Genomic DNA, 25,912 nt, shown 5'->3' on the forward strand with positions numbered 1-25,912 from the left:
TTATATTATGATTTCAAAGTACTCACATAGTCTGTTTAGAAATTTATCTTCTAATGGAGAAAAAGTTTTCTTTTTAGAATAAATAAAGAAAAATTTTCTTGTAAAATCAACATCTTTTATTTTGTAGCATTTTATTTTGCCTGCATTTAGATAATCAATAGCTGAAATATATGATATAAAAGATACACCAAGGCCTAATCTAACCATTTCTTTAATGGCTTCATTTGATTCTACATGAGCTATTACATTTAATTTGTTTACCGGAAAGTTATTTTTGCTGAGTGTGTTTAGTATTAAGTTTCTAGTACCAGAGCCTTCTTTTCTCATAATAAAATTGAAAGAAGCCAATTCTTCTATGTCAATGTAATTATTCTTGTTATCAATTTTAAAATCTGAAGGAGTAATAAGTACAAGTTCATCATCTAATAAGTCTAGATATTCGATTTGAGGATTGTTAATTTTAGAACCAACTAATCCAAAGCTTATCCGTTCATTTAAAATTTCTGATATAGCGTATTGAGAATCATAATGGCTTATAGAAAATTTTACATCTGGATAACTCATAGAAAAATTCTTCATAAAATCAGGGAGAATATAAGTTTCCGGTATAGAACTACATGCTATATCTATAATACCTTCTATTTTACCTGAATATTCTTTTATATCATAAATTGCACGTTTACAGTTGTTTAATATATATATAGCGTGCTCGTAAAGAATTTCACCAGATTTTGTGAGTGTAATAACTTTGTTGCTTCTGTTTATAAGTACAGTCTCTAATTCTCTTTCTAAATTTTGTATATGTGCACTTACAGTAGGTTGAGTTAAAAAAAGCTCTCTTGCAGCCTTTGAAAAACTTTGGTGTTTTGCAACAGCAACAAATACTTCGAGTTGTTTAAAATCCATTATTTAATCCTCCTTAAATTATCTAAAACTATTATAACATATTTGATAAATTAATGGTTGAAGGGGATTTTTGAAATAGAAAACCTTAAAATGTTTATGGAGTTTTTGATTGTTTAGGAATAATTTGGTATAATGTTATAAGGATATTTACCACAAGTATCTTGCAAATTGAATTTTCAAAATTCAACTTTAAAATGTGTTTTGTTACAAAAAAATTACAAATAGCTTCTTAATCTTATTAAATTTAAATAAATATTATATAATTATTTTATAAAATAATGAACGTAATTATTGAAAAAAGAGATAATCACACAATGAGATATAGATAAATATTATAGAATTTAAGAAAGGAGGATTGATTTATGAAGTTAAAAAGGTCATTAGTTTGTGTAACTATTTTAGGGATTGTACTTGTTGGATGTCATAAGGAAACTACTAAAGAGAAAAATCAAGTAGCAAGTAAAGCAACACAGCAAAAAACTATGACAAAAGTTCAAAATAATGTTAATGAAATGATAGATAAAGATTATAAATATGTTATAAAGAATATGGGAATACCTTATAACACAATTTATTATATAAAAAATAAGAATTTAAAAGAATCAAATACAATGCAAGATATAAATACATCAAGTTATATGACATTAGTTTACCCTAAATATACTGGAAACAATGAATTAGATGGAAGTGCTTTATACATTAATATTAATAAAAATAAAGTTGTTAATGTTGAAACAAATTCTTTTTCATCACAAAGTATAATAGCTGTAGATGAAAATTATGGTATTATGATTGAAAAAAATGATAATGAAAAATCAGCTGTATCTTTAGAAGAATATAAAAACATTGATTTAGGAGAGTATATTGGAGTTGAAGAATCTAGAATAAATGAAATCGTGGGTAATGCCAATTATGATTTAACAGCATATAACCATGAAGGCAATAGGGTAGTGAGGAGTTATAGATTAAAGAAAGATAATAAAGTATTAGAAAAAGAAATACTTACAATAAGTATAGTAGACAATAAAATAAAGTCTATAAAAACTATTGAGAGCGATAAATTTGTAAAAATAATAAAAGGAGCTTTATTAGAATAATGAATTTTAAAGCATATAAGCCTGTTTCAAGGTAGAAGTAAATTTCTAACTTGAAACAGTTTTTTTTATGTATAAAATTGAAATTAATACAATTAATAATAATTTTATAAGATTCATTAAATTTAAACTGCACTTATAGACAACAATTAGTTATAATTAAATATAAGCTAAAATGATTTATATAAAAAATATATTGGGGTGTATTTAAAATGATAGGATTAGCAGATGCCATAAAAATTATTGAAGAAAATGTTATACCAATAAGTAGGATTAAGAGAGTTAATCTTATAGAAGCAGTAAATAAAGTAGTTGCAGAAGATATATATTCAACAATTGATAGTCCTCCATTTGACAGGTCACCATATGATGGTTATGCATATGATGCAAATTCTGAAAATAAAAATTTAAAGGTCATAGGAATATTATATGCAGGAGAAGTATTTGATGGTATATTAAATAAAAATGAAGCAGTGAAGATAATGACTGGTGGAAAAATTCCAAAGGGAGCAAACTGTGTAGTAAAAAAAGAAGATGTGACAATTAGAGAAGATATGATAACTTTAAATGTAAAACTAAAGGAATATGATAATTATATATTTAAAGGTGAGGATATAAAAAAAGGTCAATTAATTATTAGTAAAAATCAAAATATAGGGTATGATGGTATAGGAGTATTAGCGAGTCTTGGAATATCTAAATTAGATGTATATGATGATTTAAAAGTGGGCGTTTTAAATACAGGAACAGAATTACAAGATATAAATGAAACTTTAGAGGATGGTAAAATATATGATAGTAATAGATATACATTATATTCAAAGCTTCTAAAGCTTGGAATACAAGCAGATACAATATGTACTTGTTCTGATGATATACAAGAGTTAGAAAAAAAAGTAAAGGATATGCTAGAAAATGTAGATTTTTTAATTACTACAGGTGGTGTATCTGTTGGAGATAAAGATTTAATACCAGATGTATTTAGAAACATAGGAGCAAAAGAATTGTTTTGGAAGATAAATATTAAACCTGGAGGTGCTTGCTATGTAGCTACATTGGGAGAAAAAATATTGTTTGGGCTTTCTGGTAATCCACATGCAGCAATTGTGGTATTTGATAATGTAGTTGTTCCTGTGATTGAGTATTTAACATATAAAGAAAGCAGTCATTATATAAAAGCTATATTTAAAGGAGAATTTAACAAATTCTCAAATAACGATAGGTTTGTAAGTGGAAAATTATATACAGATGAAGGTAAATTATATGTTAAGTTAAATGATAAAAAAGATGCCAAGGCTAGATTATCTGCAACATTAAGAAGTAATTGCATGATTAAGATAAAAAAGAGAGAAATAATAAAAGAAAACCAATTAGTAGATGTTGTTGTTATATAGTTTTATGAAGGGGATATGGTTTTATGTATAATATATTATCAATTGTTTCCTATTCAGGAGTAGGTAAAACTACATTAATTGAAGGTATAGTAAAAGAATTAAGTAAAGAAGGTTATAATGTTGGAGTTATCAAACACACATGCCATGATTTTGAGATGGATGAGGAAGGTAAAGATACTTATAAACATAGAAAATCAGGTGCGAGAAAAGTTTGTATAATATCAAATAAGAGGTTAGCATATATTGAAGAATTAAAAGATAAAAATCCACTATATAAAATGATTAGGTTTTATGAAGACATGGATTTGATTATTATAGAGGGGTATAAAAATTACAGATTTAAAAGATTAGAGATAACTAGAAAAGATAAGTATAAGGATATTTTATCAAATAAATCTGATTTGATAGGTATTGTAAGTGATATAGAATATGATTTAAATGTTAAGCAGTTTGGTTTGAATGACTACAAAACTATATCAAAGTACATAGAATCTTGTATAAAAAATAATACTTTAAAATTAAATGATAGTGAAATAAAAAACATATTAAAAGAATAATTTTAAGATATTATTTTGATATAAAATGGTATAATTATTTATATATAAATAAAGATATGAGAAATTTATTTAATTATAAAAATCGTATTTTGAATTATAAAACATTATAGTAATCGTAGGAGGATAATATGAAAAAAATATTAGTAGCATGTGGAGCAGGAATTGCAACGTCAACAGTAGTTTGCGACAAAGTAGAAAGATTGGTTAAAGAAAATAACATACAAGCAGAAGTTATACAATGTAAAATCGCTGAATGTGCAACAAAACAAGAAGGTGCTGATTTAATAGTATCTACTACTATATTACCAACAACTTATGATATACCTGCAATAAAAGCAACAGCATACATAACAGGTATAAATACTGCTGCATTAGATAAGAAAATATTGGATGCTTTAAAATAAGTTTTTAAGTTTACAGTTATAAAAAATATTTAGTACTAAATATAGAGTTGTATCTTTGTAAAATTTTATTTACATAGATACGGCTCTTTTTAGGTGTATTTTAAATATGTAATTATATAAAATAAATATTCAATTTTATGAAAAATATTTTTTTGAATTGTAATTTTATAAAAGATTTAAAATTAGTGTTATGTTATACTAATTTAAGGGTATTTTTTAGACGTATTGATAAAGGAGGATTTAAAACTTATGATAAAACAATTTGTCAAATATTATAAACCATATAAGAAAATCTTTACATTAGACCTTATAGCAGCATTCTTATTTTCTTTATGTGATTTAGTTTATCCTATGATAACTAGAAATATAATGGATGACATTGTTCCAAATAAAAATTTAAGAATGCTAGTAGTTTTTGCAGTTGTACTTATACTTATATTTATAGCAAAAGCAGGACTTAATTATTTTATGCAATATTGGGGACATGTCATTGGTGTAGATATGCAAGCTGATATGAGAAATGAGGTATTTACACACTTACAGAAGCTTCCAAATACTTATTTTGATAATAATAAATCTGGTGTAACTATGTCTAGAATAGTAAATGACTTAATGGATATAACAGAACTTGCACATCATGGTCCTGAAGATTTATTCATTTCTATAGTAATGTTAGTTGGTTCATTCTTTATACTTATAGATATAAATATTCCTCTTACTCTTATAATATTTGCTATATTGCCATTTATAATTTGGTTTGCGATAACAAAAAAAGATAAGATGAATATAGCTTTTATGAAAAGTAGAGTTACTATAGGTGATGTAAATGCAACTTTAGAAAATAGCATAGCTGGAATGAAAGTAACTAAGTCTTTTTGTACTGAAAAGGAAGAATTAAACAAGTTTGTAAGAAGCAATAAATTATTTAGGAGAGCACGACAAGATTCTTATAAAGTAATGGCAGAATACTATTCTGGTATGAACTTATATATGGATATTTTGGAATGGGTAGTTGTCATAGCTGGTGGATACTTTACTTATCTTGGAAAAATTACTTTAGGTGATTTTGCTGCATATATATTATATGTAAAAATGTTTATACAACCTATGAAGAAATTGATAAACTTTACAGAACAATATCAAAATGGTATGACAGGTTTTAAAAGATTCATAGAGATAATGGAACAAGACCATCAAAAAGAAGCTAAAAACCCTGTTGAGCTTGAACATGTAAAAGGTAATATCGACATAGAAAATATATCTTTTACATATGAAGATGATACTCAAGTATTAGATAATCTGAGTCTGTCTATAGAAGCTGGGAAAACTATAGCTCTAGTTGGACCTTCTGGTGGAGGAAAGACTACATTATGCAATTTATTGCCAAGATTTTATGAATTTGATAAAGGTGATATAAAAATTGATGGAAAGAGTATAAGGGATGTAAGCTTAAAATCATTGAGAAAAAATATAGGTATAGTACAACAGGATGTATTTTTATTTACAGGGACTATAAGAGATAATATTCTTTGTGGAAATCCTAGTGCTACAGATGAAGAGATGATTGATGCTGCAAAAAAAGCTAGAATACACGATTTTGTAGAAACTCTGCCAGATGGATATGACACTTATATAGGAGAAAGAGGAGTAAAATTATCTGGTGGGCAAAAACAAAGAATTTCAATTTCGAGAATCTTTTTAAAGAATCCTCCAATAATAATATTGGATGAAGCTACTTCCGCTTTAGATAATGTAACAGAAAGAGAAATTCAAGAGTCTTTAGAAGAATTAAGCAAAGATAGAACAAATTTAGTTGTTGCACATAGATTGACTACTATAAAAAATGCTGATGAAATCATAGTACTGACAGATAAAGGAATTGAAGAAAGAGGTACTCATGAAGAGTTAGTAAACAAAAATGGCGTATATAGTAGATTACACAATAACTAACATATAAATTAAATTTATAAACATAGAATATATTAAGATTTATAAAGCAAATTCATTTTATATTAATGAGATGTTTTATGAAAAATGTATTCTATGTTTTATTTTTTGCAAATTATGCTCAATTCTATTTATAAGAGTACTGTAAAATAGCCAATGTGTAGGGTAACGTTTTTACAAAAAGAATAATTTAGAAAACTAACTTTAATTAATAGAATTTATAGAATTTTATGAAAAAAATCGAATTTTGACTTGAAATGTTTTTCAAAAGTAGTAAAATAATGGATAACTATACATACATTGTATACAAATATATTTATTTATGAGGGGGGATTTTGTATGGAAGCAATAACAGCTTTTTGTCTAGTTTTAGTATCACTGACGATAGGAGATGTAGTTTCAGCAAAAACTAAAGCTTTTGTTCCATCAGTTTTTGTATCAGCAATTATATTTATAGTAGGATTTTGGACTTTTTTCCCAGAAAATATCGTGGACCTAGCAGCTCTAGGAACACCATTGGCACAGTTAGGTATGCTTTTATTAATAACTCATATGGGAACTATGATGAGTATTAAAGAGTTAGCAGGTCAATGGAAGACAATAGTAATAGCACTAGCAGGGATAGTAGGAATATGTGTAGGAGCTTTAGCATTAGGAACTCTAGTGTTTGGATGGGATACGGCAGTAATAGCTACACCTCCTCTTACTGGAGGATTAGTTGCATCTATAATGATGGCAGATGCTGCTACAGCAAAAGGTCTTGCAAGCTTAGCAGTTCTAGCAATTTTAATGTATGTGGCACAGGGGTTTGCAGGTTATCCTATCACAGCATTAATGCTTAAAAAAGAAGGAAAAAGACTTTTATCAGATTTTAGAAGTGGAAAAGTGACTGTAACTAAAGTTGAAGAAGAAACTAAAAAAGTACCTGAGCAAAAGAGTAAGTTTAAGATAATTCCAGATTTACCTGAAAAGTATGATACAACATATATGATAATACTTAGATTAGGACTTGTAGCATGGTTAGCAGTGCAATTCACAAATCTTACACATGAAGTTGTATCAAGATATGTTATCTGTTTAATATTTGGTGTAATAGCATCAGAACTTGGAATAGTTGACAGAAAACCACTTAATAAATCAGGTTCATTTGGGTGGTTAATGACATCATTGATGGCTTTCATATTTGCAGGATTAGCAAAAGCTACACCAGCAATGCTTGCTGAAATGGCTGTTCCTCTTGTAGGAATTATAATTTTTGGTGTAATAGGTATGGGGATATTCTCTATTATAGTAGGTAAGCTTTTAGGTGAAAGTAAGGAAATGGCATTTTCAGTTTCACTTACAGCACTTTATGGTTTCCCACCAAATTATATATTAACTGAAGAAGCAGTAAAGGCCTTGGCTGAAACTCCAGAAGAAAAAGAATTTTTGATGGATAAAATGCTTCCAAAGATGCTTGTTGGTGGATTTACTACAGTAACAATAGCTTCTGTAGTAATAGCAGGTATTTTTGTAAATCTTATATAAATTTTAACTAATAAATAAGGCATTTAAATAATAAGAAGAATATGTTACACTTGGAGGTCTGGAATGAATATTAAAGAAATAACAAATGGATATAAAGATTATGTAATCAAACTTAGAAGAGAATTTCATGAAAATCCTGAAAAAAGTATGGAAGAATTTAGAACATCAAAGAGAATTAAAGAAGAACTTGATAAGATAGGAGTACCATATGTATCAGCTGGAGGTACAGGTGTAATTGCAACTATAAAAGGAGCTAACCCAGGAAAAACTGTAGCACTTAGAGGAGATATGGATGCACTTCAAGTTGTTGAATGTACAGGCGTAGAATACAAATCAAAAAATGAGGGGCTTATGCATGCTTGTGCACATGATGGTCACACATCAATGCTTTTAGGAGCAGCTAAGGTTTTGAATGATATTAAAGATGATATTAAGGGAACTGTGAAATTATTTTTTCAACCAGGAGAAGAAGTAGGTAGAGGTGCAAGAGCTATGATTAAAGATGGTGCTATGGAAGGTGTAGATGGTGTATTTGGAATTCATCTTTGGAGTGATGTGGAGTGTGGGACTGTATCAGTTGAAGAAGGTCCAAGAATGGCTTCTGCTGATTTCTTCAAAATTACTGTAAAAGGTAAGGGTGGCCACGGTTCACTTCCTCATCAAGGTGTTGATGCAGTACTTGCAAGTTCTGCATTAGTTATGAACCTACAATCCATGGTTAGTAGAGAAGTAAGTCCTTTAGAGCCACTAGTTGTAAGTGTTGGAGTTTTAAATTCTGGAACAAGATTTAATGTAATAGCAAGTGAAGCTGTTCTAGAAGGCACAATAAGATTATTTAATCCAGAACTTAGAAAACAAATTCCTACGATTTTAGAACGTATTGCAAAATCTACAACAGAAGCATATAGAGCAGAAGCTGAGTTAGAGTATGGATATTTAACACCAGCTGTTATAAATGACAAGGAATGCTCAGAGATAGCTACAGATGCAGTAATTAAGCTATTTGGAAAAGAAAGTATAGCACTATTTGAAAAAGTAACAGGAGCAGAGGATTTTGCTGAGTTTATGAATATTGCACCTGGTGCATTGGCATTTGTAGGCGCTAGAAATGAAGCCAAAGGAGCTTGTTATCCTCATCATCATGGGTGTTTTAATATAGATGAAGATGCCTTAGAGATTGGAACTGCTTTATATGTTCAATATGCAGTAGACTTTTTAAATAAATAATTTTAATATACTATAAAGAAAAAGCAGAGACTAAGTTTATACTCTGCTTTTTTATTGTCTATAGTTACTATAAATGTTGACTATAAAAAAAAGATATGATACTATAAAAGAAAATGATAATCAATATCAATTAAAAAGAAGGTGATTTAATTGAGTAATATAATGTTTGCGTTTTTAATAACTTTGTTTGCTGGCTTGTCTACTGGAATAGGAAGTTGTATAGCGTTTTTTGCTAAAAAGACCAATACTAAATTTCTTTCTGTAAGTTTAGGCTTTTCTGCTGGTGTTATGATTTATGTATCTATGGTAGAAATATTTCCTAAGGCACAAGATGCTTTAACGAAGTCTATGGGAGAAAAATTAGGAAGCTGGTCAACTGTAATAGCTTTTTTTGCAGGAATGGCTATCATTGCAATTATTGATAAGTTAATTCCTCAAGAAGAAAATCCTCATGAGATAAAGAAAATGGAAAATGTAGATGAAAAAAATATACAAAAAAATAAATCTCTCTTAAGAACTGGGATATTTACAGCAATGGCTATAGCAATTCATAATTTTCCAGAAGGATTAGCTACATTTATATCAGCGCTTGATGATGCTACAATAGCAATACCAATAGCTATAGCAATTGCTATACACAATATACCAGAAGGAATCTCTGTATCTGTACCAGTGTATTATGCTACAGGAGATAAAAAGAAAGCTTTCTATTATTCTTTTTTATCTGGAATGTCAGAACCTTTAGGAGCAATTATTGGATATGTACTTCTTAGAAATTTTCTAAATGATACTACACTTGGAATTGTATTTGCCATTGTTGGAGGTATTATGGTATTTATATCCCTTGATGAACTACTACCATCAGCTAGAGAATATGGTGAACATCATTTATCAATTTATGGATTAATTGCAGGAATGATTGTTATGGCTATTAGTTTATTGCTATTTAAATAGATTTTTAGATATCTAATTGTAACCTAAAATTAATATCAAAATGATATAATTATTAAAATAGATTATTATATGTCAAAAATATCATTTTGGAGGTGAATCTTATGGAAAAGAAAATGAAGTTTAAATTTGATTGGTATAGTTCACCTGATAGGATAGAAGAATGGTTAGAAGATATGGAAGAACAAGGATATAACTTATATAAGATAAGTAAACTTGGAGGAATCTTTTATTTTTACAAAGGAACTCCAAGAAAAATAAAATACGCTATTGATTATTATTATGATGCTGAGGAAAATTATTTTAATAAATATAAGTCTAGAGGATGGAACCTCATATTTAGAAGTATTGGTAGTTTTATAGGTACATCTTCATGGTATGTATGGACTAAAACATATGAAGATGTACCTCCTAAATTATATAGTGATTTAGATAAAAAAGATAAAGTAAAATCAATTTTATTCATGAATTTATTTTTATTTACTATTTTAGTAGTTATTTTTATATATTTATTGTTCACTGAAATAAGAAATTTATTTAATGGTTATGGAGTAGATATTTGTACTATCGCATTACAAATCATGTTATTAACTTTGTATTTGGTACAATTATATAGAAGAATAATGTATTACTTAAGGATTAAAAAATTAAATAAGTAAAGGTGGAGAGTGTCTTAAAGTGATTTTAAAAAATTATTTTAAGACACTCTCTTTTTATATTGATAAATTATCATTTTATTTTTGAACAAGTATTTTTATTCAAAAATACATTATTTATGGTTGCCATTTTATGTTAAAGGACAGTATAATATAATTAAAGTATGTTATAACATACAAAAATTAATATATATTATCCAAAGGGGGATTTTAAATGAGTCAAACTGATAGAATAGAAGCATTTAGACAAGAATACGTTAATTCTAAACCTATGATATGTTGTGAAAGGGCTAGAATTTTTACAGAATCACATAAAAAGACTGAGGGAGAAGCCATATGTATAAGAAGAGCAAAAGCTTTTTTAGATACATGCAAAGAACTTCCTATAAAAATATTTGAGAATGAATTAATTGTAGGTACAGCTGGTAAATTCAGAAGAACAGGTATATTAACACCAGAATTTTCTTGGCAATGGGTAGATAAGGAAATGGATACTTTTGATGAAAGAACTCAAGACCCATATGTAATATCAAAAGATCAAATAGAATTTATAAGAAAAGAGATATTTCCATATTGGAAGGGTAAATCTTTGGAAGAAGTTTTTTTAGCAAGAATTCCAGAAGATACAGCTAAGATATTGGTAGATACAGGAATAATAGATAATGATTCTAAGTGGAGACAGGCAGTAGGGGAAGTAACTCCAGATTATCAAGATATATTATTTGTAAAAGGATACAAGGGTATCAAGGAAGAAGTAGATAAGAAGATAAAAGAACTAGACATATCAATTTCAGAAAATATTGAAAAAATAGATTTCTATAAGTCTGTTTCTATCGTTGCAGATGGTATCATGACATTGGCAAATAGATATTCAAAACTTGCAAAAGAAATGAGTGAATCAGAGAAAGATTCAAAAAGAAAGTTAGAACTTATAAAAATATCAGAAGTATGTGAGAATGTACCAGCAAATCCTCCAACTAGTTTTTATGAAGCGATACAATTTGTATGGTTTGTGCAATTAGGTGGTGTTTTATCTGAAAATCCATTAGCGTTGAACTTAGGTAGATTTGACCAATATATGTATCCATATTATGAAAAAGATACTAAAGAAGGGAATATAACTAAATCAGAGGCTCAAGAGTTGATAGAGGCGCTATGGATTAAGCTATCAGAGTGGGTATGGACAATATCAGCAAATACAGCAAATTATTTTGCAGGATACAACCAATTTCAAAACCTTACTGTTGGTGGCAAAAAGAGAAATGGAACTGATGGAACTAATGATATTTCATATATGTGTTTAAAGGCAACAGAAAGTGTAAAAACTCATCAACCAGGTTTAAGTGTTAGAATAAGTCAGGGAGCACCAGATGATTTTGTTATGGCAGTTGCGAAATTGGTAAAACAAGGTACTGGTTTTCCTGCTATACACAGTGATAGTGCAGGAGCACAAATGTTACTTCAAGATGGATATGATGCAGAAGATGCAAGAGATTGGAGCAATTGTGGTTGTGTTGTTCCTCACTTTAGAAAGACAGGTCAATGGACTTCAGCAGTAAATATTAATTTTGCAGCAGCACTGGAATATGCTATGAATGAAGGTAAGAGTAGATTAACTGGAGAAAAAATGGGATTAGATGTAAAAAATATCAACGAATTTGCATCTTTTGAAGAAGTTAAAGAAGAGTTTTTAAAGCAACTAGCATATCTTATAAAAAATTCTGTTATAGGAACTACTGTTGCTCAACAAATTCATAAAGAAATAGTACCGAGACCATTTTTATCTACTTGTGTAGATGGTTGTTTGGATAAAGGTATTGATTTGAGTAAAGGTGGAGCAAAATACAATATAGGACCTGTCTTAACAGGTATAGGATTAGGTGTAGTTTCAAACTCATTGGCAGCTATAAAAAAATTAGTATTTGAAGATAAGGTTACTACATTAGAAGAGTTAACAAAGGCATTAAATAATGATTGGGAAGGCTATGAAGAATTAAGAAAGTTTGCTTTAGATGTCCCTAAATATGGAAATGACAATGATTATGTAGATTCATTGGCTATTGAAGTTTCTGATTTTTATTATAGTGAAACTAGAAAATATAAGGATATTTTTGGATCTAAATTTAATAGTGCATTTATGGGTATATCAAACTATGTTCCAACTGGAAAAATAGTAGGTGCAACTCCATGTGGAAGAAAAGCCACAAAACCTTTGACAGAAGGAGTTTCTCCATTTGTTGGAACTGATACAACAAGTCCATTAGCAGCTATGAAATCTGCATCAAAAATAAATCATGATGTTCACACTGGAGGAACACTTCTAAATTTAAGATTTAATCAAGATTTGGTTGAAACAGAAAGAGGACTTAGAAACCTAGCTTCTATGGTTAAATCGTATTTTGCACTAGGTGGATTCCATGTACAATTTAATACAATATCAAATAATGTCTTATTAAAAGCTCAAGAAAATCCAGAAGAATATAAAGATTTATTAGTGAGAGTTGCTGGGTATAGTACTCAATTTGTTAATTTATCAAGAGAGATGCAAGATGCTATAATAGCTAGAAACTCACATAGTAAATTTTAATTATGAGGTAGATTATGAGTAAAAAAGGTAAAGTTGTAAAGGTACAACATTTTTCAGTAAATGATGGTGATGGAATAAGAACTACTATATTTTTAGAAGGATGTAAATTAAAATGTAAGTGGTGTTCTAATCCAGACTCATGGAGCAATATAGTAAAGCTAGGAGTTATGAAGGATAAGTGTATATCTTGTAATAGGTGTATAGATGTTTGTCCTCAAAATATAAGTTCATTATCTGATAGAAGTCAAATAAATAATAAGTGTGATTTGTGTGGAAGATGTGTTAAAACATGTCTCAATGATGCTATCTGTATAATGACTGAAGAGATGAGTGTTGAAGAGATTGTAAAGGAAGTTGAAAAAGATTTTATATTTTTCTTTGAGTCTAACGGAGGAGTAACTTTTTCTGGAGGAGAACCCACACTTCAAATTGATTTTTTAAGAGAATTAGTTGATGTTTTTTATAATAAAGGTATAAACATAGCAATTGAAACTTGTGGATATTTTGAGTGGAATAAAGTGAAAGATGTCTTTGAAAAAATAGACCATATATTTGTAGATATAAAATCTATGGATGATAATGTTCACAGAGCATATACAGGAGTAAGTAATGAGATAATATTAGAAAATATATGTAGACTTTCAAAATTAAACAAATCTATGGTTATAAGAGTACCAATTATTTCTGGAGTGAATGATAGTGAAGAAAATATAAGAAACACTGCATTATTTGTAAAACAAAATGTTTTAGGTGGAAAGATGGAATTACTTCCATATCATAAATTTGGACTTGATAAATATAAAGCATTAGGGCTTGAAGATTATATGTATGAATTTGATGAAATTTGCAATAGCCATATGTTAAAATTAAAAGAGATAGTAGAACTTACAGGCGTAAAAATCATAGAATACAAATAGACTATCAGGAGGATTTTAACATGGATAATAAATTTCCTAATGTAGGAGAAAATTTAAGGTTATTAAGACAAGACATGGGCATAAGTTTAGATAAAGCTTCAAAGATGACAGGAGTTAGTAAAGCAATGCTGGGACAGATTGAAAGAGGTGAATCTAGCCCCACTGTATCTACCTTATGGAAAATTTCATCTGGATTCAAAATAAATTTTACAACACTGTTAAATGAAAATACAAACACTTATGAGGTTATAAAAAAAGAGGATGTGGAACCTATTATTGAACAGCAAGGCAATATGAAGTTATATCCCATATATCCTTTTAGCCCTCAAAGAAGGTTTGAACTTTTTATAATTGAGCTTGAAGCAAATTGTACTCATGTTTCATCTACACATAGTCATGTTCTGGAAGAGTATGTACTTGTAATAGAAGGTAAACTTGAGCTTAATGTAGATGGAAAAACTTATATTTTAGAGTCTGGACATTCAATTAGATTTGATGGGACGCTAGAACATTTATATAAAAATTTAAATAATGGAAGAACTGTATTTCATAATATAGAAGTTTATAGATAATTTTATAGTTATCCATTTTGGGAATAAATATTTATTACCAAAATGGATAACTTATTTTTGTAATGTCGAAAAGATTTGTATACATGTACTAACATTATTGTTTTAAAATAAACATAAAAGCATTATAATAATATTAATAAAATATAATAAAGAGGAAGAATATATGATTATGAAAGTTTTATTGACAGTATTAGTATTAGCAATCTTATATATTCTGTATAAGTATGAAACTCAACATATAGAAACAATAGAATATACCATATTTAATGAAAAAATTCCAAAGGAATTTAACGGCTTTAAAATAGTTCAAGTAAGTGATTTACATAATAAGGTATTTGACAAAAACAATAACAAAACATTGATAGATAAAATTGAATCCTTAAATCCAGATGTTATATTTATAACAGGAGATTTAGTTGATGGAGAAAATAAAAATTTTCAAATTGCATTAGATTTAATTGATAATTTAGTAAAAAAATATGAAGTATACCATATAATTGGAAATCATGAACAAAAATCTTTAATAAAAAAATACAAACATCTATATGAGGATTATTTTAAGGAATTGTATTCAAAAAAAATAATAAATATGGAAAATGAATCTGTAAGAATATATAAAGGAGATAGTTATATTAATCTATATGGTTTAATCATACCATTGGGATGCTATCCATATTTTTTTGCTAATAACAAAAAGTTAGAATTGAGTGACAGTTTTGTAGAAGATAAGTTAGGTAAAATAAACGAAAATGAGTATAATATACTTTTAGCTCATACGCCGTTCTTCTTTGAAAAATATGTAAAATGGGGCGCTGATTTAGTTCTGGCTGGTCATGTTCATGGCGGTATAATAAGAATACCTTTTATTGGAGGTGTACTATCTCCAAATAGAGAGTTTTTTCCTAAGTATGACTGGGGAAAATATGAAAAAGGTAGTAGCACTATGGTTTTAAATAAAGGCTTAGGAGGCTCAAAAGTTCTTATTAGACTTAATTGTAAACCAGAAGTAGTAAGAATTACATTAAGGTCTAATTAATAAGGTTTTTTGTGTATATAAACATCAATGACATATATATAAAATTGATGTAAAACCATATCAAATAGATACAATTATAAATTTTTAATAATTATTTGATTGATGCAAATAAAATGCTATTTTTAGCATGTAATATTTAAAATATAGGGGGTAGTCAAAAATCATGGGTGATATGAGTAGATTTTATGAATCTGTAAAAAACAAATATCCAAAATTAAAAGATGGAACTAGAGTTCATATGTGGCCAAAAGAAAATATCATAATTGGTCCCATTTATGATGAGGCAAATGGATATGAAAAAAGTATAGGGAGTGTGGATAGTTTAAGTTGGAAGCAAGTTGTTGTACTAGCAGAATGTGATGGGAAAAATACTACTAAAGATGTATTAGATATATTATCCAACAGATACAGAAATATCCCTGATATGAGAGATAAAGTTATGGAATTTTTTATGTTTTATGATAATGAGTATTTAACCTTTGAAGATGAGGCACAAACATTATCAAGTGTTTTTGAGATAACAGGAAATAAAGTATATCTTACACCTTTATACTTTACAATAGAGATAGATGGTAATGACAATAGGGTTCAATATTTTTCTGAAGTTATAAGCTTATTAAAGTGTATGTATGAAAAAGGATGTAGGTTTATAGAAGTTATTGGTGAAGATATTCTAAAAAATAAAGATATGAAAGAAGTATTTCAATATATGTTAGACCATTTTGACTTAATTATAGTAACTAAAGATAGTTTTACTATTGAAAGAAGTTTGATAAGAGAATTAGATGATTATCGTCATAAAGTAATATGGAATGTATATTCAGAGAATGACAATATACATGTTAAATTAAAAGAAGATATAAAAATAACTAGTTTGATAAAAAGAGGGCATACAGTAGTAAGAGGAGCTAGAGGAAAAGCAATAAAAATAGAAGATATGAGGTTTAAAGATATAAGAGAAAGATTTTCAAAATATGGTGCAGAATGGAGCCATGTATACATTTCTTCTGACGGCAGTGTAAAATCTTATTCCATTCAAAAAGATAAAAGAGTTTATTTAGGCAATATATTTGACAATTCAGTTGAGGAAATTTTCTTAGAGATGCAAAATAAGATTGATAATCTAGAAATTGTATATCAATAATTATCAAAATTAAGTTTTAGGAATAATTTATAGATTGGTTGTTTAGTTTTGTGTCAATAATCGTTAATGAGGTGATATAACTTGTTAAGATTGTTGAACAAATTTTTTTATGATGTTTTACTTAAATGCTGGCTTTTTATGATGTTATGGATTTTTAGAGGACTTTTTACAGAGACAAAATTAGTCAAAAATTTTAAACTTCATAAAATATTTATGTAAAAATCATATAAAATTCATATAACAGATGTATTATATAGAGTATAGAAAGACTAGCTTAAAAACCATAATATAATACCCTATTGTAATGATAACCCTCCCTCACATCCTCAAATAGAGTTATCATTACAAGAATTAATCCATAAATTTAAAATTTATGGTTTTTTTTTATTTAATTTGTTTTATTATCTAGGAATATGATTTATTATAGAATATATAATAAGTAATATAAAATACATTTGATTAAGTTTTTGACATGTTTTTAACTATACTAATAAGGAGGAGTATTTATGAATGTAAATAATCGCAAGTGCCCAGAGTGTGGTGAACATAGTAAAAAATTTGAAGTAATAGAAGAGAGTGAGGAGTGTGTGACATTTGAATGTTACACTTGTGGAACTATATCTATACTAAAGTATTGTGACAACTGTAAAGAATTTGTATTTGTAAATATTCCAAACAATGTAGAGACATATGAGTATTGTTGCAGTAAATGTAATAATAAGATTTAATATAATTAAAATATATAATTTCATATGTCGTTTATACAGATATCATATAAAATTCATATATGTAATGTATTATAGAAATATAGAAAGAACTAGCTTAAAACATAATATAATTACCCTAAATTTATAATGACAACTCTCCCTCACATCCTCAAATATAGTTGTCATTATAAAATACTTTGGCTGTTTCAAAAATGTAAAATCATTTTAGAAGCAGTCTATTTTTTTGCAAAAAAATAAAGAAGGCAACGGGAAGCCTTCTTTCGTGTAAAAAAAGTTTAATTTTTTGTTAAGATTTGTTTGTTTATTTTATATTATCTTTATAATATGTTTTTATTTGAAGGTTGGCAATGGATTTTGCACAACTGGTCATTATGAATGTAAAAGTGGAATATTATTAATAAATAATAATTACAAAATTGTAATTATTATTTATTAAACAAATGCGTAAAATATTACATTAATGGGTATATAATTAATAATATACTAGTTTGGGGAGGATAAAATTATGAATTATAAAACAATCATATTAAATAGAAAGTCTGTTAGAGAATATAAAAAGGCAGATATTAAAGAAGAGTATCTTAGTGAGATTAAGAAATACTCAGAATCTTGTAAGAAACTAGTTCCAGAGATAGAAGTTGATATAAGAGTAATGAATAGAAGTGAAGTTTTTGACAATTTAGATAAAATAGCAGGATATAAAGGAAATATGATAGATGCTCCAAGTTATATTATAATATTATCTGAAGTAAAAGATAATTACATCGAAAATTCAGGATACATAGGAGAAAATATAATTTTTAAGGTAACAGACCTTGGAATAGGCTCTTGTTGGGTTACTTTTGAGGATAGCAAAAAGGTATTAGATAAACTTGGTATTGACTCAGACAAAGAGGTAACAGGAATTATTGCTATTGGATATGGAGAAAATGCAAGCAATACTAAAGTACTAAATGCTACAAAGACTGGTGAGAATTATTCAAAATCTGATATGCAAGTTGTTTCAGACAATAGTTCTTCTCGTTTAGGTGTAGAAGAAGTAGTTTATATGGATGAGTGGGGAAATAATGCAAATACAAATATATTAGAAGAGAGAGCACTTCTTGATGCATTCCATTATGCAAGATTAGCTCCATCTACATTAAACAGACAGCCATGGAGATTTATAGTTGATGGAGGAGTTGTAGTTTTAGCAGTTAGAAAAGATGGTCATACTAATCTATATGAAGAAAAAATAGATATTGGTATAGTTATGCTTTATTTTGCAACAATAATAAGTGCAACTATGTTTGAGTTAAAATGGAATTTAGGTACTCCAGATAAAGATTATAAAATACCGGAAGAATATAAAATAGTTGGATATTGTAATATATAAAACAGTTTAATATTTAATTTAGTTTTACTTAAATTAATTTCTATAAAGAGTTCAATAACATTATATAGAATAATGTCATTGAACTCTTTTGTTGTATAATTTAATTTTAGCATTATTAGTTGACAAATTTTATGTAAAAGAGGATTATTAATGTAAATTATTGGATTTGATATAAAGCCAATATAAAATTGATAGCTAAATGAGTAAATGTTATACTTTAAACTGAATCTGTATCTATTTTTGAAATAGTATTTTAAAGCTTACAATTTTGTGCATAGATTGAGAGGTATATTATTTTATTAAACTGTATAATTTGCTTGGAGGGAATGTTAAATGGAATGGATAAATAAATTAAATCAAGCTATTACTTACATTGAAGACAATCTTGAAAGTGGAGTGGATTATGCAGAAGCAGCAAAAATTGCATGCTGTTCCACCTTCCATTTTCAAAGAATGTTCTCATATATTGCAGAAGTACCTTTGTCTGAATATATTAGACGTAGACGTATGACTAAGGCAGCGCTTGAACTACAAAATAGTAATATCAAAATTTTAGAGCTGTCTGAGAAATATGGTTATGATTCGCCTACATCTTTTAATAGGGCTTTTCAAAACATACATAATATTTCTCCATCTGCTGCTAGAGCGAAAGGCGTTATTTTAAAAGCATATCCTAGGATAACCTTAACTATTTATGTAAAGGGAAATGTAGAAATGCAATATCGTATTGTGGAAAAAAAGGGATTTCGTATTGTTGGAGTAAAAGAACATATGAATATGATTGTAGAGGAGTGTTTTGATAAGGTTCCCAAGTTATGGGCTAAATCTATACAAAGTGGAATGATTGAAAAACTTTTGAAATTAATAAATCATGAACCTTATGGATTACTTGGAGTCAGTACATGTATGAATGGAAAGGACTTAGACTATTATATTGCTGCACCAACAGATAGACATACTTTAGAAAATACTTATGAATATTTTATACCATCAGGTACATGGGCAGTATTTGAATGTGTTTCTCCAATGCCAAATGCTACTGCTATACAGGAATTGCAAAAAAGAATTATTACTGAATGGCTACCAAGTTCTGGGTATGAGTATGCTAGTTTACCAGATATAGAACTTTATCCTAAAGGTGATATTAATGCTCCTGATTATACAGTAGAAGTTTGGATTCCAATTAAGAAACAAATTCAAAACTAGAGAAATAAGATGAAATTTTAAAATAGCAGACTAAAAATAGTCTGTTATTTTTTGTGAAATATGGAAAGTAAACTTTACATAAAACGTATATAGGTGTATAATTATGGAAAGTAAACTTTACATAAAATGAAATGATTTAAGGTGATAAATGTGAAAAATAGATTAGAAGAAATAAGAAAAAAGAAAGGGATAAAGCAAGAAGAGCTTGCCATTGCCTTACAAGTCTCAAGACAAACTATTGGTTCATTAGAAAATTGCAGATATAACCCATCAATTATTTTAGCATTTAAAATAGCAAGATATTTTGATATGAGTATTGAAGAAATATTTATTTATGAGGAGGAGTAAAAATGAAAAAGAACAGATTATATATAGGTATTGTTTATCTTGTTTTTGGAGTTTTATTTATTTTATTAGCTACATTGACAGAATTTTCATTTGAAGCTTTTATATGGGGACTTGCTGGAGCATCTTTAGGTCCTGGAATATGTATGATACTCCAGTATATATATTGGAGTAAACCTGAAAGGGCTAAAGAGTATGAGAAAAAGGTAGAGAATCAAATAATAGAGATGAATGATGAGAGAAGAGTTATGTTACGTGATAAATCTGGACGTATTACCAACCAAATTATGTCTTATGTTTTAGTGATTATTATATTTATAGTATCTATATTGAGTGTATTCTCAGTAATGGTAATAAGTAAATGGGTTTTAATTGGGCTTGGGTTACTTCTTTTATTTCAATTTATTTGTAGCGTAGTTGTATATAATAAATTGGATAAAAAGTTGTAATAAAAAATTAAAAATCACAATAAAAATATTAACGTTTTAAGTTTTAGATTTTTAAGATAATTTCAGATGATATCTTTAATAATTATATATACAAATTTATAAAAAGCCACAAGTATATATTATATTTTGTGGCTTTTTTATAGATAAAGATTATATAGGCTTTAAAGAAAAATATTGTAGTACTTTATTTCAGAGTAATTTCTATATGCTTTTAAAGGGATTAATCTTCATATAAATCGCCACTGTTTTCTTTATTAAGAGTTCCATCCAATTCAACCATTAGAAATTTTGTAAGTTTTTTAACTACAGGTCTATGTAGTGTATTTTTGGGTACAATAATAAATTCTCCTTCCTCAACTTTTGTTAATCCTTCTTGAGTTTCTAACTCAAACTCTCCTTCGATTACATAAAATAGTTCATCTGATTTTTCATGAATATGAAAATCTAAGCTTCTATTTGCCACTTGAACAACACTTAGTACATTATTATTGATAATTCCTATTTTTTTATAGATGTATAGTTGTTCGATATTATTTACTTCTTTAATTATATTAGATTTTGTTAACATTATAAGCCTCCTGTAATTATTGGTTTTATTTGACTTTTAGTATATGTATATGCTAACATTTATTTGACTATTTGTTAAATAGATTGATTAGATTATATCAATCTTAAATTTAGATAATACTGGAGGTGTAATAAATATGGAGTTAAAACATCTGAAGACCTTTTTAACACTTAGTAAAATCAAAAATTTTACTAAAACTGCTGAATATCTTAATTATGCACAATCAAATATTACAACTCATATACAGCAACTAGAAAAAGAATTAGATGTACACCTTTTTGAGCGTATAGGAAAAAGTGTCACACTAACTAGAGAAGGAGAAATGTTAATTCCCTATGCAAAAAAAATGATTCTACTTTCATCTGATATTAAAAATATGTATGAAAACCACACTGATTCAGGGCGTATTGTTATTGGGGCTTCAGAATCTATTTGTATTTTTAAACTACCTGAAATTATTAAAATATATAAAGAGAAATATCCTGATGTTGATTTGTTTTTGAAGACTTTGGATTCATCTGATTTTATTCCATTACTTGCAGACAATACAATTGATGTTGCGTTTATCCTTGATTCTCCTGTTACTGATAAGTCTGTTGTTTCTGTATTGAAAAATGATGAGCCAATATGTATTTTATCTGCTCCAGATAGTAAACTAGTGTTAAAAGAAAATGTGTATATTCAAGACTTTCAAGATATTCCTTTTATTTTAACAGGGGAGGGCTGTTGTTATCGAAGTCTATTTGAAAAAGAATTATCTGAATCAGCTGTAGTTCCTAAAATAGTTCTTGAAACAGGGAGTATTCAGGTAATTAAACAAACAGTGCTTAGTGGTCTTGGGTTGTGTCTTCTCCCAGAGCTTGCAGTAGAGAAGGAATTAAAAAGGCATGAATTAATTAAGATTCCATATTCTACAAACTATAATATTGTTTCTCAACTCATTTATCATAAAGATAAGTGGATGTCTAAGAATCTTTGTGATTTTATTTCTATTGTTAAACAGATGTACTAGAGTATTTTTAAATTGGTTATGTTACACGAATAGAAAATATAGACTACTTTAAAGCAGTCATAATTGCATATTTTGGATAAGTTGAAGTTTACTGAATAAAAGCTAGAAACAAATCAAAAATCATTTATTTCCATACATAATATTGAAAGTAAAAGAATAAGTTTTAATGAATATTTAGGGAATATGGCAATAAAAAAGCTCTTTAGTCTAAACTAAAGAGTTGTAATTTATTGGTGCCGCTGATGGGACTCGAACCCATATGGTTTCCCGTACGATTTTGAGTCGTATGCGTCTGCCAGTTCCGCCACAGCGGCTTATATTTTAAATCCGAACTACTTGTATATCCTACCAGATTTTCTGAGAACATGCAAGAGGAATATTGAATACAAAACACTCATTAAACTGTCAAAATATCATAAATACTAGCATTTTCTTACGCAAACTTATGAATCAACACAGTTGATTTTGAGTTAATTGCATCTACCAATTCCATCACTCGGTCATGTCATGTTTATTATTATAGCAAAAAAATATATTGTTTGCAACATATTTAATTTTAATATACTATTATTATTATGGGAATATTAAATAATAGCATATTGGTATATAATATATATGTTACAAAAATAGAGAATCTTTAGGAGTGATATAATTTGGAAAAAAAATTAATTATAATAGATGGAAATTCAATAATAAATAGAGCGTTTTATGCTTTGCCAGAAATGAATAATAAAGAAGGCTTAAAAACTAATGCTATATACGGATTTACGACAATGTTGTTTAAAATAATAGATATATATAAACCAACACATATAAGTGTAGCTTTTGATAGAAAAGCACCTACATTTAGACACTTAGAGTATAAAGAGTATAAAGCAGGAAGAAAGGGAATGCCAGATGAATTAGCGGAGCAATTACAGCCACTAAAAGACCTTTTAGATAAATTTAAAATAAATAGATTAGAAATAGATGGTTATGAAGCTGATGATATTATAGGAACTGTTTCTAAAAAAGCAGAGGATAATGGATATAAGGTATACATAGTAACTGGAGATAAAGATGCCATTCAACTTGCTTCAGATAAGACTACTACTCTTATAACAAAAAAGGGTGTAGGAGAAGTTGAAGAATATGATTTTAACTCTGTAATTGAAAAATATGAAATGACTCCAACTCAGTTTATTGATTTAAAAGGGCTTATGGGAGATAAGTCAGATAACATACCAGGAGTACCTGGAATAGGAGAAAAAACAGGAATAAAACTTATAAAAGAGTTTTCTAGCATAGAGAATTTAATAGAAAATACAGATAAACTTAAAGGAAGTGTAAAAAAGAAGATAGAAGAAAATAAAGAAATAGCCATTCAAAGTAAAAGGCTTGCAACAATTATAAGGGATGTACCAATAGAAGTAAATTTAGATAGTATGATTTTTGGCGATTATGATAAAGATGAACTTTTAGATAAGTTTAGATATTTTGGATTTACAAGTCTTTTATCAAGATTAGTTGATTTGGTTGACTCAGATGATACTGAACAAGTAGAAGAAAAAATAGAAATATTAAAATTAAAAGATATAGATAAATTTATAGACGAAGTAAATAAAAAAGGACAAGTTATTTTAAAAACTGTTAGAGGACAAGGTAATATACTTGAAAAAAATATAATATATATCTTTATAAGTGTAGATGGAGAAAAAATATATTATATAGATTCAGATGAGATGACAAAATTAGATGGTATACTTTCAAATAAAGAAATCAAGAAATTTGGATATAATTTAAAGGATGATTATATATCTTTAAAGCCATATAATATAAACTTGGAAAATATAAATTTTGATATAACAATAGCTGAGTATTTAATAGATTCTACTTCATCTACCTCATATGACTGTAGTGCTATAGCTATGAAATACTTATCAAAAAAAGTTAAATCAAAAGAAGAATTACTAGGTAAAGGTGTTAAATCTAAGAACTACGAAGATTTAGAATTTGAAGAGTTAGCTGAGTATATGGGGCAAATAATATGCACAGTTAAAGAAACAATTCCTATGATGGAAAGAAGTTTAATCGATATGAGTATGGATGGTCTTTTTTATCATGTAGAAATGCCTTTAGTGGAAGTTTTAGGACATATGGAGTATGAAGGTATAAAAGTAGATAAGAGTATATTAGATGACCTAAGCATTGAGTTTAAAGAAATAATTTCTACACTAGAAAAGGAAATCTATGAATTATCAGGAGAGCCATTTAATATAAATTCACCAAAACAATTAGGTGTTATATTGTTTGAAAAATTAGAACTTCCAATAATCAAAAAAACTAAGACTGGATACTCAACTAATGCAGATGTTTTAGAAAAATTAAGGGATAAACATCCAATAATCGATAAAATAACTGAGTATAGACAAATAGTAAAGCTGAACTCTACTTATGTTGAAGGTCTTCTAAACATAATAAATCCAGAAAGTAATAGAATTCATTCATCATTTAATCAAACTATAACAACTACTGGAAGAATTTCATCTACAGAACCAAATCTTCAAAATATACCTATAAAAATGGAAATGGGTAGAAAAATAAGAAAGGTGTTTATTGCAGATGAAAATTGTAAGCTAGTTGATGCCGATTACTCACAAGTAGAACTTAGAGTTCTTGCACATATGAGTCAAGATGAAAATATGATAGAAGCATTCAAACATAATGAAGATATTCATACTAAAACAGCTTCACAAGTTTTTAATGTTTCTATGGAAGATGTAACTAGTGAGCTAAGAGGTGCAGCTAAGGCAGTAAACTTTGGTATTATATATGGTAAAAGTGATTTTGGATTGGCGGATGATTTAAATATACCTGTTCCAAAAGCAAAAGAGTATATAGAAAGTTATTTTGCTAAATATCATAAGATAAAAGAGTTTATGGACACTACAGTAGAAAAGGCTAGTGAAGATGGTTATGCTGTGACTATCTTAAACAGAAGGAGATATATACCAGAAATAAAGTCTAGCAATTTTATGGAGCGAAATAGAGGGAAGAGATTTGCAATGAATGCACCAATACAAGGAAGTGCAGCAGATATAATAAAGATTGCTATGATAAATGTTCACAAAAAGTTAGAAGAAAATAATTTGAAATCAAAACTTATACTACAAGTTCATGATGAATTGATAGTTGAAGCAATTGACGATGAAATAGATATAGTTAAAAAAATTGTAAAAGATGAAATGGAAAATGCTGTAAATATGGATGTTCACTTAGATGTAGATTTAAATGTTGGTAGTTCGTGGTATGAGACAAAGTAGGTGATTTT

At 27.8% G+C, this 25,912-nt stretch carries 23 protein-coding genes and 1 tRNA gene; 21 read left to right on the top strand and 3 right to left on the bottom strand.

The features are described from left to right. Window positions 1–906, bottom strand: a complete 906-nt coding sequence (locus KGF48_RS05580; RefSeq protein WP_227839088.1) for a selenium metabolism-associated LysR family transcriptional regulator — start codon at window positions 904–906, stop codon at window positions 1–3. A 362-nt stretch (window positions 907–1,268) separates the two neighbouring features. Between KGF48_RS05580 and KGF48_RS05585 the strand changes: the two genes are divergently transcribed. The 19 genes from KGF48_RS05585 to KGF48_RS05675 all read left to right on the top strand — a co-directional run bounded on the left by KGF48_RS05585 (window position 1,269) and on the right by KGF48_RS05675 (window position 21,022). Continuing rightward, window positions 1,269–2,003 carry a hypothetical protein gene (locus KGF48_RS05585; RefSeq protein WP_227839087.1) on the top strand — a complete coding sequence of 245 codons (735 nt, stop codon included), beginning with the start codon at window positions 1,269–1,271 and terminating at the stop codon, window positions 2,001–2,003. Between the two features lie 209 nt (window positions 2,004–2,212). Beyond that, complete coding sequence (locus KGF48_RS05590) at window positions 2,213–3,394, top strand: molybdopterin molybdotransferase MoeA (protein ID WP_227839086.1); 1,182 nt, start codon at window positions 2,213–2,215, stop codon at window positions 3,392–3,394. Between the two features lie 23 nt (window positions 3,395–3,417). Next, window positions 3,418–3,951, top strand: coding sequence for a molybdopterin-guanine dinucleotide biosynthesis protein B (mobB, locus tag KGF48_RS05595; protein ID WP_227839085.1), 534 nt, complete (start codon window positions 3,418–3,420; stop codon window positions 3,949–3,951). A gap of 128 nt (window positions 3,952–4,079) precedes the next feature. Beyond that, window positions 4,080–4,355, top strand: a complete 276-nt coding sequence (locus tag KGF48_RS05600) for a PTS sugar transporter subunit IIB (RefSeq protein ID WP_227434042.1) — start codon at window positions 4,080–4,082, stop codon at window positions 4,353–4,355. 249 nt (window positions 4,356–4,604) lie between these two features. Then, a complete protein-coding gene (locus KGF48_RS05605) occupies window positions 4,605–6,305 on the top strand; it encodes an ABC transporter ATP-binding protein (RefSeq protein ID WP_227839084.1) in 1,701 nt (566 codons plus the stop codon). Between the two features lie 336 nt (window positions 6,306–6,641). Continuing rightward, entirely contained in the window at window positions 6,642–7,829 is a 1,188-nt protein-coding gene (locus KGF48_RS05610) for a hypothetical protein (protein WP_227839083.1), read from the top strand. Window positions 7,830–7,892: 63 nt separating this feature from the next. Beyond that, window positions 7,893–9,056 (top strand): M20 family metallopeptidase, encoded by a 1,164-nt coding sequence (locus KGF48_RS05615; protein ID WP_227839082.1) that lies wholly within the window; start codon window positions 7,893–7,895, stop codon window positions 9,054–9,056. Window positions 9,057–9,218: 162 nt separating this feature from the next. Continuing rightward, a complete protein-coding gene (zupT, locus tag KGF48_RS05620; RefSeq protein WP_413894786.1) occupies window positions 9,219–10,010 on the top strand; it encodes a zinc transporter ZupT in 792 nt (263 codons plus the stop codon). A 101-nt stretch (window positions 10,011–10,111) separates the two neighbouring features. Beyond that, window positions 10,112–10,666, top strand: a complete 555-nt coding sequence (locus KGF48_RS05625; RefSeq protein WP_227839080.1) for a DUF2812 domain-containing protein — start codon at window positions 10,112–10,114, stop codon at window positions 10,664–10,666. A 211-nt stretch (window positions 10,667–10,877) separates the two neighbouring features. Then, window positions 10,878–13,250 carry a formate C-acetyltransferase/glycerol dehydratase family glycyl radical enzyme gene (locus KGF48_RS05630; RefSeq protein WP_227867816.1) on the top strand — a complete coding sequence of 791 codons (2,373 nt, stop codon included), beginning with the start codon at window positions 10,878–10,880 and terminating at the stop codon, window positions 13,248–13,250. Between the two features lie 14 nt (window positions 13,251–13,264). Beyond that, window positions 13,265–14,167, top strand: a complete 903-nt coding sequence (locus KGF48_RS05635; RefSeq protein WP_227827049.1) for a glycyl-radical enzyme activating protein — start codon at window positions 13,265–13,267, stop codon at window positions 14,165–14,167. A 20-nt stretch (window positions 14,168–14,187) separates the two neighbouring features. After that, on the top strand, window positions 14,188–14,739 hold the full coding sequence (locus KGF48_RS05640) for a helix-turn-helix domain-containing protein (protein ID WP_227434053.1): 552 nt from the start codon (window positions 14,188–14,190) through the stop codon (window positions 14,737–14,739). Window positions 14,740–14,902: 163 nt separating this feature from the next. Beyond that, the gene (locus tag KGF48_RS05645) at window positions 14,903–15,775 is read left to right on the top strand and encodes a metallophosphoesterase (RefSeq protein WP_227839078.1); all 873 of its coding nucleotides are present in this window, start codon (window positions 14,903–14,905) and stop codon (window positions 15,773–15,775) included. A 163-nt stretch (window positions 15,776–15,938) separates the two neighbouring features. Further along, entirely contained in the window at window positions 15,939–16,919 is a 981-nt protein-coding gene (locus KGF48_RS05650) for an SPASM domain-containing protein (RefSeq protein ID WP_227839077.1), read from the top strand. A gap of 506 nt (window positions 16,920–17,425) precedes the next feature. Next, window positions 17,426–17,647, top strand: a complete 222-nt coding sequence (locus KGF48_RS05655) for a hypothetical protein (RefSeq protein ID WP_227827053.1) — start codon at window positions 17,426–17,428, stop codon at window positions 17,645–17,647. A 505-nt stretch (window positions 17,648–18,152) separates the two neighbouring features. Next, window positions 18,153–19,022 (top strand): nitroreductase family protein, encoded by an 870-nt coding sequence (locus tag KGF48_RS05660; RefSeq protein ID WP_227839076.1) that lies wholly within the window; start codon window positions 18,153–18,155, stop codon window positions 19,020–19,022. Window positions 19,023–19,355: 333 nt separating this feature from the next. Next, window positions 19,356–20,228: an AraC family transcriptional regulator gene (locus KGF48_RS05665; protein ID WP_227839075.1), complete on the top strand. Its 873-nt coding sequence runs from the start codon at window positions 19,356–19,358 to the stop codon at window positions 20,226–20,228. A 150-nt stretch (window positions 20,229–20,378) separates the two neighbouring features. Then, on the top strand, window positions 20,379–20,576 hold the full coding sequence (locus KGF48_RS05670) for a helix-turn-helix transcriptional regulator (protein WP_227839074.1): 198 nt from the start codon (window positions 20,379–20,381) through the stop codon (window positions 20,574–20,576). A 2-nt stretch (window positions 20,577–20,578) separates the two neighbouring features. Further along, complete coding sequence (locus KGF48_RS05675; RefSeq protein WP_227827056.1) at window positions 20,579–21,022, top strand: hypothetical protein; 444 nt, start codon at window positions 20,579–20,581, stop codon at window positions 21,020–21,022. A 220-nt stretch (window positions 21,023–21,242) separates the two neighbouring features. On the opposite strand, the gene KGF48_RS05680 is transcribed toward KGF48_RS05675, so the two are convergent. Next, the gene (locus KGF48_RS05680) at window positions 21,243–21,590 is read right to left on the bottom strand and encodes a cupin domain-containing protein (RefSeq protein ID WP_227827057.1); all 348 of its coding nucleotides are present in this window, start codon (window positions 21,588–21,590) and stop codon (window positions 21,243–21,245) included. A 136-nt stretch (window positions 21,591–21,726) separates the two neighbouring features. Here KGF48_RS05680 and KGF48_RS05685 point away from each other — a divergent pair, with 136 nt between their 5' ends. Further along, window positions 21,727–22,602 (top strand): LysR family transcriptional regulator, encoded by an 876-nt coding sequence (locus tag KGF48_RS05685; protein WP_227839073.1) that lies wholly within the window; start codon window positions 21,727–21,729, stop codon window positions 22,600–22,602. A gap of 231 nt (window positions 22,603–22,833) precedes the next feature. On the opposite strand, the gene KGF48_RS05690 is transcribed toward KGF48_RS05685, so the two are convergent. Further along, window positions 22,834–22,916, bottom strand: a tRNA-Leu gene (locus KGF48_RS05690). Between the two features lie 339 nt (window positions 22,917–23,255). Here KGF48_RS05690 and polA point away from each other — a divergent pair. Continuing rightward, on the top strand, window positions 23,256–25,904 hold the full coding sequence (gene polA / locus KGF48_RS05695; RefSeq protein WP_227827059.1) for a DNA polymerase I: 2,649 nt from the start codon (window positions 23,256–23,258) through the stop codon (window positions 25,902–25,904). The last annotated feature ends 8 nt before the right edge of the window (window positions 25,905–25,912 follow it).

This window comes from Clostridioides sp. ZZV15-6388, assembly GCF_020657755.1.
Lineage (GTDB): Bacteria > Bacillota > Clostridia > Peptostreptococcales > Peptostreptococcaceae > Clostridioides.

Bases quoted from the DNA above. Each gene is read 5' to 3' on its own strand.
- KGF48_RS05580 (WP_227839088.1), bottom strand. From the start codon at position 906: ATGGATTTTAAACAACTCGAAGTATTTGTTGCTGTTGCAAAACACCAA.
- KGF48_RS05585 (WP_227839087.1), top strand. From the start codon at position 1,269: ATGAAGTTAAAAAGGTCATTAGTTTGTGTAACTATTTTAGGGATTGTA.
- KGF48_RS05590 (WP_227839086.1), top strand. From the start codon at position 2,213: ATGATAGGATTAGCAGATGCCATAAAAATTATTGAAGAAAATGTTATA.
- mobB (WP_227839085.1), top strand. From the start codon at position 3,418: ATGTATAATATATTATCAATTGTTTCCTATTCAGGAGTAGGTAAAACT.
- KGF48_RS05600 (WP_227434042.1), top strand. From the start codon at position 4,080: ATGAAAAAAATATTAGTAGCATGTGGAGCAGGAATTGCAACGTCAACA.
- KGF48_RS05605 (WP_227839084.1), top strand. From the start codon at position 4,605: ATGATAAAACAATTTGTCAAATATTATAAACCATATAAGAAAATCTTT.
- KGF48_RS05610 (WP_227839083.1), top strand. From the start codon at position 6,642: ATGGAAGCAATAACAGCTTTTTGTCTAGTTTTAGTATCACTGACGATA.
- KGF48_RS05615 (WP_227839082.1), top strand. From the start codon at position 7,893: ATGAATATTAAAGAAATAACAAATGGATATAAAGATTATGTAATCAAA.
- zupT (WP_413894786.1), top strand. From the start codon at position 9,219: ATGTTTGCGTTTTTAATAACTTTGTTTGCTGGCTTGTCTACTGGAATA.
- KGF48_RS05625 (WP_227839080.1), top strand. From the start codon at position 10,112: ATGGAAAAGAAAATGAAGTTTAAATTTGATTGGTATAGTTCACCTGAT.
- KGF48_RS05630 (WP_227867816.1), top strand. From the start codon at position 10,878: ATGAGTCAAACTGATAGAATAGAAGCATTTAGACAAGAATACGTTAAT.
- KGF48_RS05635 (WP_227827049.1), top strand. From the start codon at position 13,265: ATGAGTAAAAAAGGTAAAGTTGTAAAGGTACAACATTTTTCAGTAAAT.
- KGF48_RS05640 (WP_227434053.1), top strand. From the start codon at position 14,188: ATGGATAATAAATTTCCTAATGTAGGAGAAAATTTAAGGTTATTAAGA.
- KGF48_RS05645 (WP_227839078.1), top strand. From the start codon at position 14,903: ATGATTATGAAAGTTTTATTGACAGTATTAGTATTAGCAATCTTATAT.
- KGF48_RS05650 (WP_227839077.1), top strand. From the start codon at position 15,939: ATGGGTGATATGAGTAGATTTTATGAATCTGTAAAAAACAAATATCCA.
- KGF48_RS05655 (WP_227827053.1), top strand. From the start codon at position 17,426: ATGAATGTAAATAATCGCAAGTGCCCAGAGTGTGGTGAACATAGTAAA.
- KGF48_RS05660 (WP_227839076.1), top strand. From the start codon at position 18,153: ATGAATTATAAAACAATCATATTAAATAGAAAGTCTGTTAGAGAATAT.
- KGF48_RS05665 (WP_227839075.1), top strand. From the start codon at position 19,356: ATGGAATGGATAAATAAATTAAATCAAGCTATTACTTACATTGAAGAC.
- KGF48_RS05675 (WP_227827056.1), top strand. From the start codon at position 20,579: ATGAAAAAGAACAGATTATATATAGGTATTGTTTATCTTGTTTTTGGA.
- KGF48_RS05680 (WP_227827057.1), bottom strand. From the start codon at position 21,590: ATGTTAACAAAATCTAATATAATTAAAGAAGTAAATAATATCGAACAA.
- KGF48_RS05685 (WP_227839073.1), top strand. From the start codon at position 21,727: ATGGAGTTAAAACATCTGAAGACCTTTTTAACACTTAGTAAAATCAAA.